13 protein-coding genes and 1 pseudogene are annotated in these 12,444 nt (G+C 65.7%); 6 read left to right on the plus strand and 8 right to left on the minus strand.

Annotation, left to right across the window (positions count from 1 at the left end; genetic code table 11):
* From WA702_RS22805 to WA702_RS22830, 6 genes are all read right to left on the minus strand, one after another.
* The coding region (locus tag WA702_RS22805; RefSeq protein WP_425112822.1) for an MFS transporter at positions 1-1,124 on the minus strand (1,124 nt) is incomplete at its 3' end.
* On the minus strand, positions 1,121-1,450 hold the full coding sequence (locus WA702_RS22810; RefSeq protein WP_425112823.1) for a hypothetical protein: 330 nt from the start codon (positions 1,448-1,450) through the stop codon (positions 1,121-1,123). The genes WA702_RS22805 and WA702_RS22810, both read right to left, overlap by 4 nt.
* Position 1,451: 1 nt before the next feature.
* On the minus strand, positions 1,452-2,018 hold the full coding sequence (locus WA702_RS22815) for an isochorismatase family protein (RefSeq protein WP_425112824.1): 567 nt from the start codon (positions 2,016-2,018) through the stop codon (positions 1,452-1,454).
* A 31-nt stretch (positions 2,019-2,049) separates the two neighbouring features.
* Entirely contained in the window at positions 2,050-2,475 is a 426-nt protein-coding gene (locus WA702_RS22820; protein WP_425112825.1) for a MarR family winged helix-turn-helix transcriptional regulator, read from the minus strand.
* 231 nt (positions 2,476-2,706) lie between these two features.
* Positions 2,707-3,342 (minus strand): response regulator, encoded by a 636-nt coding sequence (locus WA702_RS22825; RefSeq protein ID WP_425112826.1) that lies wholly within the window; start codon positions 3,340-3,342, stop codon positions 2,707-2,709.
* Between the two features lie 20 nt (positions 3,343-3,362).
* Positions 3,363-4,799, minus strand: coding sequence for a HAMP domain-containing sensor histidine kinase (locus WA702_RS22830; protein WP_425112827.1), 1,437 nt, complete (start codon positions 4,797-4,799; stop codon positions 3,363-3,365).
* 214 nt (positions 4,800-5,013) lie between these two features.
* Between WA702_RS22830 and WA702_RS22835 the strand changes: the two genes are divergently transcribed.
* Positions 5,014-5,976 carry a DUF2380 domain-containing protein gene (locus WA702_RS22835; RefSeq protein ID WP_425112828.1) on the plus strand — a complete coding sequence of 321 codons (963 nt, stop codon included), beginning with the start codon at positions 5,014-5,016 and terminating at the stop codon, positions 5,974-5,976.
* A 45-nt stretch (positions 5,977-6,021) separates the two neighbouring features.
* On the opposite strand, the gene WA702_RS22840 is transcribed toward WA702_RS22835, so the two are convergent.
* Together WA702_RS22840 and WA702_RS22845 are read right to left on the minus strand one after the other, a co-directional pair.
* Positions 6,022-7,584, minus strand: coding sequence for an ABC transporter permease/substrate-binding protein (locus WA702_RS22840; protein WP_425112829.1), 1,563 nt, complete (start codon positions 7,582-7,584; stop codon positions 6,022-6,024).
* Positions 7,581-8,363 carry an ATP-binding cassette domain-containing protein gene (locus tag WA702_RS22845; RefSeq protein WP_425112830.1) on the minus strand — a complete coding sequence of 261 codons (783 nt, stop codon included), beginning with the start codon at positions 8,361-8,363 and terminating at the stop codon, positions 7,581-7,583. The genes WA702_RS22840 and WA702_RS22845 overlap by 4 nt, the downstream gene beginning before the upstream one ends.
* A 142-nt stretch (positions 8,364-8,505) precedes the next feature.
* On the opposite strand from WA702_RS22845, the gene WA702_RS22850 reads away from it, so the two are divergent.
* The 5 genes and pseudogenes from WA702_RS22850 to WA702_RS22870 all read left to right on the plus strand — a co-directional run.
* Entirely contained in the window at positions 8,506-9,330 is an 825-nt protein-coding gene (locus tag WA702_RS22850) for an ABC transporter ATP-binding protein (RefSeq protein ID WP_425112831.1), read from the plus strand.
* Positions 9,330-10,115: an ABC transporter permease gene (locus WA702_RS22855; RefSeq protein WP_425112832.1), complete on the plus strand. Its 786-nt coding sequence runs from the start codon at positions 9,330-9,332 to the stop codon at positions 10,113-10,115. The genes WA702_RS22850 and WA702_RS22855 overlap by 1 nt, the downstream gene beginning before the upstream one ends.
* A 209-nt stretch (positions 10,116-10,324) precedes the next feature.
* Positions 10,325-11,353: an ABC transporter substrate-binding protein gene (locus WA702_RS22860; RefSeq protein WP_425112833.1), complete on the plus strand. Its 1,029-nt coding sequence runs from the start codon at positions 10,325-10,327 to the stop codon at positions 11,351-11,353.
* Positions 11,350-12,087, plus strand: coding sequence for an NUDIX hydrolase (locus WA702_RS22865; RefSeq protein ID WP_425112834.1), 738 nt, complete (start codon positions 11,350-11,352; stop codon positions 12,085-12,087). Before WA702_RS22860 ends, WA702_RS22865 begins: the two co-directional genes overlap by 4 nt.
* A pseudogene (locus WA702_RS22870) lies at positions 12,084-12,444 on the plus strand (polyphosphate kinase 2 family protein); the annotation flags it as partial. The gene WA702_RS22865 and the pseudogene WA702_RS22870, both read left to right, overlap by 4 nt.

Raw genomic sequence — 12,444 nt, forward strand, 5'->3', positions numbered from 1 at the left:
ACCCAGCCGACGATCGGTGCGCCGATCGGCGTGCCGCCGAGCGCGACGCCGACCCGCAGCGCCATGACACGGCCGCGCATGGCGGGCTCGGTGGCGAGTTGCATCAGGCTGTTGGTGGTGTTGGTGAACATCAGCGCGGCGACGCCGACCACTGCGAGCGCGGCACCGAACAACCAGATGGTCGGCGCCAGCGCCGCCAGCGTGCAGCCGATCCCGAACAGGGCGGCGCCGGCCCGCAGGGCGCCGAATCGCGGCCGGTGCTGGGTGGCATTGAACAACGCGCCGGCAACGGTGCCGATGGCCATGACCGAGGACAACAGGCCGTAGCCGCGCGCGTCGCTCTGAAACACCTTGATGGCCATGGTCGAGACGAAGATCTGGAAGTTCAGTCCGAAGGTGCCGATCAGCGCCAGCATGATCAGGACGGCCTTCAGATCGGGGCGCGACCACACGTAGCGGAAGCCGCCGGTGACGCTGCCGAGGAAATCGCCCTTGACGCGATTGGCCCGCGCGTTCGGACGCAGGTCGGCGGTGCGCAGTAAGGTCAGCGACATCAGCACCGCAGCAAACGACGCGCCGTTGATCAGGAACGCCCAGCCGGTGCCGAAGGCGGCGATCACCACGCCTGCGATCGCGGGGCCGATCATCCGGGCGCTGTTGAACGACGTCGAGTTCAGCGCGATCGCGTTCGGCAGGTCGTTGTCGCCGACCAACTCGGCGACGAAGGTCTGGCGTACCGGCGCATCGAACGCGGCCGCGCAGCCGAACAGAAAGGCGAAGGCGTCGACCTGCCACAGCTCGACCACGCCGGTCACGGTCAGCACGCCGAGGATCAGCGCGAACGCGCCCATCGTCGCCTGCGTCATGATCAGCAGCCGCCGCTGGTTGAAGTGATCGGCCACGTAGCCGGTCAGGGGCAAGAGCAGGAGCTGCGGTCCGTATTGCAGCGCCATCACCAGACCGACGGCAGAGGCGTTGTGCTGCGTGAGTTGCATCAGCACCAGCCAGGTCTGGGCGGTGCGCTGCATCCAGGTGCCGATATTGGAGACGAAGGCGCCGGCCGCCCAGACCCGATAGTTGAAGCTGCGCAGCGACCGGAACATGCCCGGCGCTTTGGTCGTCACGATCGCTCCTGCAAATTGCCGCCATGGAGCGCGCCGAAATGCCGCGCCAGCATCAGGCTGATCGCGAGCGCGCCAAGGCCGAGCGCGATGACGTCGCTGGTCACTCTCAGTCCGAAATCACCGACGCGGACGACCAGCAGATAGCCGACGACGATGTTGAAGAAGCCCCACAGCACGTTCACGGTCGAAGACGACAGGCCTTTTCCAGGTGGCTTTGCGAACGGTGTCTGGAAGGGCTGGCCCATCAGCCCGGCGACGGCGTGCGGAATGGCGTTGGCGAGGAAGGCACCGCCGAAAAAGTAGCACGCGAGATCAAGCCAGTTCATGTCAGGCGCTCCTGTTGCCGAGCAGATCGATGATTTCAGCGGACGTGCCGGTCTCGCCGAGCCGCGGAAAGACGTTGGCGATGCTGTAGCGATGCGCCTCAGGCCGGAGGTCGGTCATGGCGTCGACCGCGAGCGTGACGTTGAAGCCCTGCTCATAGGCCTGGCGCGCGGTCGATTCGACGCCGGTGCCGGTGGCGACGCCGGCGACCACCACTTGCGTCACGCGACGGGCTCTCAACTGTGCTTCGAGATGGGTGTTCGCGAACGCGCCCCAGGTCCGCTTGGTGACGACGATGTCGTCCGGCTGCTGGTTCAGTTCGGGAATGAAATCGGTCCAGCCGGCCGGGGCCGGCGCGGCCTGGCGCGGCGGCTGTTCGGTCCGTCCCGGCGCAGTGCCGGTGACGTTGACCAGGACGACCGGTAGTCCAAGCGCTCTGAATTTGTCTGCAAGCGCGCGGGCGCGTGTCACGACTTCGTCGATCGTATGCAGGAAGCGGGCGCCGAGGATGCCTTTCTGCAGGTCGACAATGATGAGCGCGGTGTTCGAATCGAGCTGGGTGAGAGCCATCGATGATCTCCTTAAATCGCGGCACGATGTTTCAATCGTCGACCAGCCGCCTGAGCAGCGTGATCGCCGATGCGAGCTGCTGCTGTTCGGCCGGCGACAGCCGCGCGGTGATGGTGCGCGACAGCCAGTCCTGCCGTGCCGCGCGTCCTTCAGCGAGCCAGGTCCGGCAGGCATCTGTCATCGACAGGATGGTCTGTCGGCCGTCGGTCGGGTGAGGGGAGCCGCGGACCAGGCCTGCGCTTTCGAGCGCCGCGATGATTGGCCCCATCGATTGCGGCCGCATGCTTTCCATTCGCGCAAGCGTCGAGGCCGTGGCCGGTCCGTCCTTTTCCAGCCGCAGCAGCACCGACCGTTGCGACGGCGTCAGGTCGCCGACATCGGCCTGCTCGCGCAGCCGCCGCTTCAACTTGCCAGCCAACGCCCGCAGCTCGCCGGCGAGGAGATCGGCGTCGGCCAAGGCGGTTTTCCGGGACGATTGCTGGTTCATATCGTCCGGTTAAGGCAGGAAAACTGAAAAGTCAATCTTGTAAGTTTAGCTGATGATATGCGTGTGACTTCCGCGTATCGCTTCGCTCACGCGGCCTACAATGTTGGTCCTACCGCCGCCGTCATCTTGGCGAACGCCGGGACGCAGTTGCGGATGTCGCGCCCGTGTGCCCGGCATCACGATGCGGCGCGGGCCTGACCCTCAGCCCGGCGGCAAAGGCTGCGACAGCAGGCCCTGGCGCAGCGCGAGCCTGACCAGCTCGATATCCGATCCGACGCCGAGCTTGTCCTTGATGATCGAATGGAGATTGGCGACCGTCTTCGGGCTGAGGTGAAGCGCCTCGGCAATCTCGTCGGCGCGCCGCTCCGCCAGCAGCATCTGCAGCACCTCGAACTCGCGTGCGGTGAGGACGTCGGCTGCCACGATCTCGCCGGCGAGCCGGCCGAGCGCGAGCTCATGCGACATGTCCGGGCTGACCGCCATGCGCCCGGCGAGGACGTCACGCACGGCCTGCACCAGCACGTCCGGCGGGCTGCTCTTGGTGACATAGCCCCTGGCGCCGGCGCGAATGGCCTGCACGGCAAAGCCGGCATTCTCATGCATGGTGAACACCAGGATCCTAGCCTCGCGGTCCCATTGCCGGATGCGGCGGATCGCCTCGATGCCGCCAATGCCGGGCATCGTCACATCCATGATGACGAGATCCGGCTTCGCAGCCTTGAACAGCCGGTAGGCTTCCGCGCCGTCGGATGCTTCGGCGACGACCTGCAATCCCTGCTGCTTCTGCAGAAACGATCGGTAGCCTTCGCGCACCACGGCATGGTCGTCGACCAGCATGATCCTCCCGCTGGGGCAGCTCACGCCGCGCATTCCGCAAGCGGGCGCCGCTCTGGCAGCAGCAGGCTGCTATTTGCGGCCAGGGGAATGACGACATGCAGGCGCGCGCCGCCGCACGGCCGGGTCTCGAAAGTCAGCCGTCCGCCCAGCGATGCAACGCGTTCGCGGATGCCGAGCAGTCCCATCCCGGGCTTGCCGACCTGATCGCCGGCAGCGCCATCATCCTCGATGGTGAGCTCGATCGTCGTGGCGGCCTGCGCAGGGTCGGCCTCGTTCGCGTCACGCACAGTCAATTGCAACAGCACCTGCTTGGCATCGGCGTGCCGTGCCGCATTGGTCAAGGCCTCCTGCGCAATGCGGTAGAGATTGAGGCCAATCGAGTCCGGCAGGCTGTCGATGGCTCCCGACAGCCTGATCGCGAAATGCGTTCGACCACATTGCCGGCGGCTCCAACCCGAGACCAGGCCTTCGAGGCTTGCCGCCAGTCCAAGTTCATCGATATCGGGCGGACGCAGCCTGAACAGTGCGCCGCGCAGCGTGGTCATCATGTCGGCCGCGGTTCGCCCGATGCTGTCGCATTCGGATGCGAGCTCGGGGCAGCTCTCGGCCGCGCTGTGGCCGGCTGCGGAGGCCAGCGCGCGGATGGCGGCGAGGGATTGGCCGAACTCGTCGTGCAACTCGCGGGCAAGATGGCGACGTTCGTCGTCCTGCAGCGCGATCAACCGCCGCGTCAGCGCGTTGCGTTCCGCGATGGCTTCGGCCAGATTCTCGGCAAGCTGGTTGAAGGCGTCACGGATCGCCGTGAGCTCGGCGAGATCGAACGGCGGCAGCCGTGCCGTCAGGTCGTTGGCGGCGATCCGCTCGAGCCCGGCACGGATCAGCCGCGTCGGCCGTAGCGCCCGCGCCAATGCCGCATAGGCCAGCACGCAGAGCAGCACGAGCGCGCCTGCCAGCACCGGCAGCAGGCGGCTCAGCTCGCGCCATGTCTCCGCCGTCACGACCGACGGATCGACCCAGGCCACCGCCGCGCCCATCGGCCTGTCGCCGAGCAGCACAGCTTTCGCGGCCTCCCGCCCGGGATCGAAGAGCGTGCGATGCAAGACGGCAAACGCAAGCGGGGGCGGCGTGCCTTGCGTCCGCGCTCCGCTACAGAACTGCTGAATCATTTGGCCGTTACCGGCGCGGTAGGCGATGCACAGGCCCGGCCTCATCACCGACGAGGCGATGCTGTCGAGGTCGGGAAAGGTCGAAGGCGGATTGTTGATCCAATGCGTCTTGTTGAGCTGCAACTGCAGCGTCCGGGCGCTGATATCGGCGATGTCATCCAGCTCGGTGCGAACGGACCGATCGATATCCCACAGCACGACCGCAGAGATCACCGCAAAGCAGATCACTGATACGGCTGAAATCCGCAGGGTCAGGCGGTATTTGAGATCGCAGTTGGCGAAGGTCCACATCGGTCGAGGCCTCGCGCGTCGGGCGTTAGCGCATGTCGCGTTGCATTTAACGGCAGAACCGCCGCCGCGAAAAGCTTTGCGAGTGGGGCAGACCTCGCGTCGTGAAATTTTCCCGGTGCCGGTCGGGATGCTCTCCGTTTCGGGTTTTGCACCGCGATCCTAGCGTTCCGATCCGTCACGCCTCGCTCACGCACACAACTCAGAAGGAGTTCTCATGGCCCGCAGATTACTCTCGCCCTGGTGTCTCGCGATCGCCGTTCTGGTTCTCGCCGCGGGATTCGGCCCAGTCCGGTCGGCGCCGCCTTCCGCCGCTGTTCCGGCTGTGATGGTCGCGGACTTCAGCTATCTCGACACCTCGGGTGAGCCGGTTGACCAGAGTGCTGCGCATCAGCGGCGACTGCAGGCCTTCATGGCCGCGCTCCGCAGCGAGCTTGCGGCGGATCAGCGCCTCCGCCTGGTCGAGCCGTCCTGCGCGCCGGCGTGCCTTGCCGACGCAACGTCGACCGATGCGCTGCGTCATGTCGCGACCGAAGCCGGAGCCCAACTCGTGGTGCTCGGAGGAATCCAGAAAACCAGCACGCTGGTGCAGTGGGCGCGTGCCGCTGTGGTCGACGTCGCATCCAACCGCGTCATGTTCGAGAAGATCTACACGTTCCGCGGTGACGACGACGAGGCGTGGCAACGCGCCGAAATCTTCATATCCCGCGAGCTGCGCGATGTGGCGGCCGCGCCGCCGGTGCCGGCATCAGTCCGGCTTGCGCTGCTTCCCTTCGCGCTGGAGGACACCAGCGCCGGAGCCGGGGCGGTCGGCGACACAGAGACCGATGTCAAGGGATTGCGTGACGCGACCGAGGCGGTTCGTCAGCTTCTCAGCCAGTCCGGTCGTTACCGCCTGGTCGAAATGAAGGCCGAAATGACGGCACAGCCGAAGGACGGTTGCGACGACTGCGACCTGCGGCGCGCCCGGGAGCTCGGTGCGGATCAGTCGCTTACCGCTGTCGTCAGGCGGATCAGCCGTATGGAATACACCATCAGCTTCCAGGTCCGCGACGTCCGGACAGGCGCCCGCATTGCTTCCGGCGATAGCGGGCTCCGCATGGGCGCCAACTATTCCTGGGACCGCGGCGCGGTCCGCCTCGTGCGTGACGGGCTGCTCGGCGGCGATGAGACGAGATGATCGTGCGCGCCGTCGGGACGACACGCCTGCGCTGCGATTTCGGTCCTACTTCGCGGGCGCGATCTTGTCCCACAGCCAGCGCGCCACCGCCGGGGGCGAGGACTCCGCATCGCCGCCGGAGGCGCGCAAATTCGCCTGCTGCATCGTTTTCAAATCGATACTGCCGAGCAGCGGCTTCAGCGCAGTCTGTAGCGCCTGATCGCCCGCGCGTTTCGGCGATAGCAGCAGGATCGCATCATAGGGCGGGATCGCGTGCCTGTTGTCGTCGAGCACGACGAGGTCGTATTTGGCGATCAGCCCGTCGCTGGTATAGCCCGCGATCACGTCGACCTCGCCGGAGGCGACCGCCGCATACATGAAATCCGGCTGCATTTGGCGCTGCGCCTTGAACGAGAGGCCATAAGCTTTTTGCAAGGACGCCCATTCCGGCCGCGAGAAGAACTCGTAGTCGCCGGCGATGGTCATGCCGGAGGTATGGCTGGCGAGATCGTCGACCGAGCGGATGTGCAGCGCTTCGGCCTTCTTGCGCGGCATCACCAGCGCATAGGCGTTCTCGAAGCCGAGGCCGCCGAGCAGCGTCACTTTATCAGCGGCGAGATCCTTCTTGAGCGCGTCGAGTAATTGCTCGCGCGGCAGCATCTCGCTGTGGTGAAACTGGTTCACCCACAACGTGCCGGAATAGTCGACATAGAGGTCGATGTCGCCGTTGCACAGCGCCTCATAGATCACGCTGGACCCGAGGCCTGAACGTGACGTAGCCGACAGCCCGGATGCCTGCAGCCGGTCGGAAAGCAGCGCGGACAGGATATATTGCTCGGTGAAGGTCTTGGCGCCGACCACATAGCGCGCCGATGAGATCGCAAACGCCGGGATCAGGCTGGCTGCGACCATCAGCGCGATGCCGGCGCCGCCGAGCGCGCTACGCAGCCGGCTGCGCGTGCGCAGGCCTTGCTCGATCAGCGCCAGCAACTGGTCGACCGCAAGCGCCAGCACGGCAGCCGCCACGCAGCCGAACACGACCAGCACCCAGTTCTGGGTCTGCAGTCCCGCGAAGATGTAGTTGCCGAGCGAGGTCTGGCCGATCGGCGTCGACAAGGTCGCGGTGCCGATCACCCAGACGGCGGCGGTACGGACGCCGGCCATGATCACCGGCAGCGCCAAGGGCAGCTCCACCATGGTGAGCGATTGCCGCCCGGTCATGCCGACGCCCTGCGCGGCCTCGACCAGATCCGGATCGATGCCGTTGAGGCCGGTGATGGTGTTGCGCAGCACCGGCAGCATCGAATACAGCGCGAGCGCCAGCACGGCGGGCAGGAAGCCGAAGGCGGAGAAACTGACGCCGAACCAGCGCAAGGTCAGCGCTGCCAGCACCAGCAGCAGCGGATAGAACAGCGCCAGCAGCGCCAGTCCCGGCACGGTCTGCACCACGCTCGCTAATCCCAGCAGCACGGAGCGTAGCAGCGGCCGGTTGCGCGCGATCAGCGCCAACGGCAGGCTGACCGCAAGCCCGAGCGCCAGCGCGGCGATGCTGACGCGCAGATGGCTGCCGAGATAATCAGGCAGATGCGACCAGGCTTCATTGACGCGGGGATCGGCGAGCCAGCTCATGCAATACCGCCTTCCGGCAGCAGCGCCTTCAGCCGTTCGGTCTGCCGCCGTGGCGTCTGCAGCAGCTGCTTGACGTAGGGCTCATCGCTTGTGGCAAGCTCCGCCGGCGTGCCGACGCTGAGCAGCCGGCCCGACCGCATCACCGCGACGCGGTCGGCGAGCAAAAGGGCCTCCGTCATGTCGTGGGTGATCATGATCGTGGTCAGTCCGAGCTTCCTGTGCAAAGCGCGATAATCATCGCCGAGCGCATCGCGCGTCAGCGGGTCGAGCGCGCCGAACGGCTCGTCCATCAGCACGATGCGCGGCCGCGCGGCGAGCGCACGCGCCACGCTGATGCGCTGGCGCTGGCCGCCGGACAGCTCATGCGGCAGGCGGTCGCGATATTGTTTGCGGTCGAGCCGGACGAGGTCGAGCAGCTCATCGACGCGGGCCGCGATCTCGGGGGCCGGCGTGCCGAGCAGCGACGGCGTGATGCCGATATTGGCCGCGACGCTCATATGCGGAAACAGGCCGCCGCTCTGGAACACATAGCCCATACGGCGGCGCAGGCCGACTGGATCGAGGCGGGCGATATCCTCGCCGTCGATGGTGATGGTGCCGGAATCTGCCTCGATCAGTCGGCTGGTCAGCCGCAGCAGCGTCGTCTTGCCGGAGCCCGAGCCGCCGACGATGGCGAGGAATTCGCCTGAAGCGACGGCGAGAGACACGTCGTCGACCGCGGCCACGCCGATGAAGCTCTTGCGTATGTGGGCATAGGCAATCAGCGGCGTGTCCGGCATGCGTCCTTCGACTTCAGGTTTTGTTTTCACCCTCAAGGCGAGGATGAGCAGGGCGTTTTGGCTTACCTAGCACGTCATGCGGCTTCGTTGAACTTCTCCGCGCAAGCGGCTAAGCCGTTGGCCGCAATGGGGAGAACGCGAAGTGACCAAGGCAACGACCGCGGCGGTCGCGCTGGCAGGGACGACCGTGGCGTTCCGCCTTGCCGGCGGAGGCATCTATACCGCAGTGGACAAGGCGGATCTGACGGTCGCCGATGGCGAGTTCGTCGCCATTGTCGGGCCGACCGGCTGCGGCAAGTCGACCTTGCTCAACATTGCCGCCGGGCTGCTGAAGCCGGCCGCCGGCGAGGTGCGGATCTTCGATCGGCGGCTTGCCGGGCTGAACAAGGACTCCGGCTACCTATTTCAGGCCGATGCGCTGTTTCCCTGGAAGACCGCACTGGACAATGTCGCGATCGGGCTCGAGATCGCGGGCACGCCGCGCGCCGAGGCGTTAGCCCGCGCGCAAGCCTGGCTGGAGCAGGTGGGTCTCGGCTCCTTCGGCAACCGCTATCCGCACATGCTCTCAGGCGGCCAGCGCAAGCGCGTCGGCCTGGCGCAGGTGTTGATCCGCAATCCCCGCATCATCCTGATGGACGAGCCGTTCGGTCCGCTGGATGCGCAGACGCGGCAGATCATGGGCAATCTGCTGCTCGATCTCTGGAGCGCCGACCGCAAGGCGGTGCTGTTCGTCACCCACGACCTGGAGGAGGCGATCGCGCTCGCCGACCGCGTCGTCATCATGTCGGCCGGACCTGCCGCGCGCATCATCGGCGACTGGCGCGTCGAACTCGCACGCCCGCGCGACATCTTCGAGGTGCGGCTGGGCCAGGAGTTCCACGCGCTGCATCGCGAGATCTGGCACGTGCTCAAGGCCGAGGTCACGAAGGGCTATGCGCAGTCCTCGAAGCTTGCCGAGGTCCAGTGATGTCGCGTCTTGGCTTGCTCGCGCTGCAACTGCTCGTCGCCATCGTCGTCATCGTGCTGTGGCAACTGTTCTCCACCGTGAAGGTGTTTGGCCACATCCTGCTGCCGCCGTTCTTCTTCTCCAACCCAGTCGACGTTTTCACCCAGGTGATCGCCTGGTTCGCGACCGGCGTGATCTGGAAGCATCTCGCCATCACGCTGTGGGAATCGATCCTCGCTTTCGTGATCGGCTCGCTCGGTGGCGTGCTGGTCGGCTTCTGGTTCGCGCGCAAGCCGCTGGTGGCGGCCGTGTTCGACCCTTACGTTAAGATGGCCAACGCGCTGCCGCGCGTGGTGCTGGCGCCGATCTTCACGCTGTGGCTGGGTCTCGGCATCTGGTCCAAGGTCGCGCTCGGCGTGACGCTGGTGTTCTTCATCGTCTTCTTCAACGTCTATCAGGGCGTCAAGGAAGTCTCGACTGTGGTGCGCGACAACGGCCGCATGCTCGGCATGAGCGAGCGGCAATTGATGCGGCATGTCTACTGGCCGTCGGCGCTGTCGTGGATGTTCTCGTCGCTGCACACCTCGGTCGGCTTTGCCGTGGTCGGTGCCGTCGTCGGCGAATATCTCGGCTCGGCCGCCGGCCTCGGCTATCTGATCCAGCAGGCGGAGGGCGTGTTCGACGTCGCCGGCGTGTTCGCCGGCATGTTCGTGCTGTCGATCTTCGTGGTGCTGATCGACATCGGCGTCACCCTGGTCGAGCGACGGCTGCTGGTCTGGCGGCCGGATGCGACTCAAGAACGCTGAGTTCGCCGAAACTGTCGCCTCACAACGCGCTGTCGTCCCGGTCCTTGAGCCGGGACCCATACGCCGCGTTCGGCGCGCTGCGATGACAGGCGCCACAGGCATCTAGCGTAACACTGCAGCCGGTGGCTATGGGTCAACGCGGTTTCCCAGGCCACCTTCTCAAGGCCGGCCGGCTGCACTATCTTGCGCGCCATCAAACGGAGGAAACGATGAACAAGATCATTGGCAGGCTGGCGGGAACGCTGCTCGCTCTCACCCTCACCACCGGCGTCGCATCAGCCGCGACCAAGCTCACGGTCGCGGTCGGCGGCGGCTCCTGCCTGTGCTATCTGCCGACGGTGTTGGCCAAGCAGCTCGGCGAATACGACAAGGCGGGGCTCGATGTCGATCTCGTCGACCTCAAGGGAGGCTCCGATGCGCTGAAGGCGGTGCTCGGCGGCAGCGCCGATGTCGTCTCCGGCTATTTCGACCATTGCGTCAATCTCGCGGCCAGACACCAGGAGCTGCAGGCGTTCGTGGTCTACGACCGCTATCCCGGCCTGGTGCTGGTGGTGGCGCCCGGCCACACCAAGGAGATCAATTCGATCAAGGATCTCGCCGGCAAGAAGGTCGGCGTCAGCGCGCCCGGCTCCTCGACCGATTTCTTCCTGAAATATCTGCTGAAGAAGAACGGCGTCGACCCGACCAGCACGGCCGTGATCGGCGTCGGCCTCGGCGCCACCGCGGTCGCCGCCATGGAGCAAGGGCAGATCGATGCCGCCGTGATGCTAGATCCCTCGGTGACGGTGCTGCAGGGCAGCCATTCCGATCTCAAGATCCTGAGCGACACCCGTACGCAGAAGGATACGCTCGATGTGTTCGGCGGCGAATATCCCGGCGGCGCGCTGTATGCGACCTCGGCCTGGGTGGCGTCGCATCAGAAGGAAGCGCAGGCGCTGACCGACGCCATCCTTGCGACGCTCGCCTGGATCCATTCGCACACGCCCGAGGAGGTGATGGCGAAGATGCCTCCCGAGATGGTCGGGAAGGACAAGGCGCTCTATCTGGCCGCGCTGAAGAACACGATCCCGATGTTCTCGCAAACCGGCAAGATGGACCCGAAGGGCGCCGAGGCCGTGCTTGCGGTGTTCAGCACCGGCTCTCCCGACGTGGCCAAGGCCAATATCGACGTCACCAAGACCTATACCAACAAGTTCGTCGATCAGGCCAAGGGCACCACGGGCGCGAATACGAAGTGACAGCTAAGAATGCTGTGATTCATCGCGTCGCTACGCTCGACCTCAAGGTCGAGCCGTGGACGTGGCCCTTCGCCGCGCAACGGCGCGATGCGATCGATGCGCATTTTGCCGAGAAGCAGCGCGAGAAGCCCGCGCTGTGGAACGGCCGCATCCTGCTCGGACGCGATGCACGCTTCGCAGGCGGGCATCTCGGCGCCCACTATTTCGAGACCGATTTCGCCGGTCTGCTTGCTTGGCGCGACTGGGGCTATCCCGACACCACCATCTTCAACGGCTTCGGCATGGGCGCGCTGCGATCAGTCGACGGCGCCTTCGTGCTCGGGGTGATGGGCAACCACACCGCGAATGCCGGCCGCATCTACTTCCCGGCCGGCACGCCCGATCCGGACGATGTCAGCGATGGCCTGCTCGATGTCGGCGCGAGCATCGCGCGCGAGGTCGAAGAGGAGACCGGTCTCGCACCCGGCGACTATCGGCCGAGGACGCATTGGGACTGCGTCGTCACCGCGACCTCGATCGCGATGATGCAGATTCTCGACGTGGACGCATCGGGCGATGAGCTCAAGCGCCGGATCGAGGCCAATCTGGCGCGCCAGGAGGAGGCGGAACTTTCCGCGATCAGATTGGTTCGCAACAGAGCGGAGCTGACATCCGCGATGCCGCTGTTCGTGACGGCGTTTCTCGAGGCGCAGTTCGACGGCGAGGTACAGGCACGACAAGACGGTTCGCAATGAGCAAGAAGCACGCGCGGCCGCTTGCGGCCGAGCTCGATCCCTTCATCTCGCCATTCCGTGTCGACGGCACGGAAAAATTCCATCTCAAGGCGCACAAGACCCACGCCAAGGGCGGCCTCGACAAGGACGAGGGCGAGGAAATCCTGCAAGCGAACCGCACACGGCTGGCTGATTTCCAGGAGAAGCTCTATGCTCAGGACCGCTGGTCGCTGCTGCTGATCTTTCAGGGTATGGACGCCTCGGGCAAGGACAGCGCCATCAAGAGCGTGTTCGACGGCGTCAATCCGCAGGGCTGCGAGGTCACTCCATTCAAGCAGCCGAGCACCAAGGAGCTCGATCACGATTTTCTCTGGCGCA

Source organism: Bradyrhizobium sp., assembly GCF_049798375.1.
Lineage (GTDB): Bacteria > Pseudomonadota > Alphaproteobacteria > Rhizobiales > Xanthobacteraceae > Bradyrhizobium.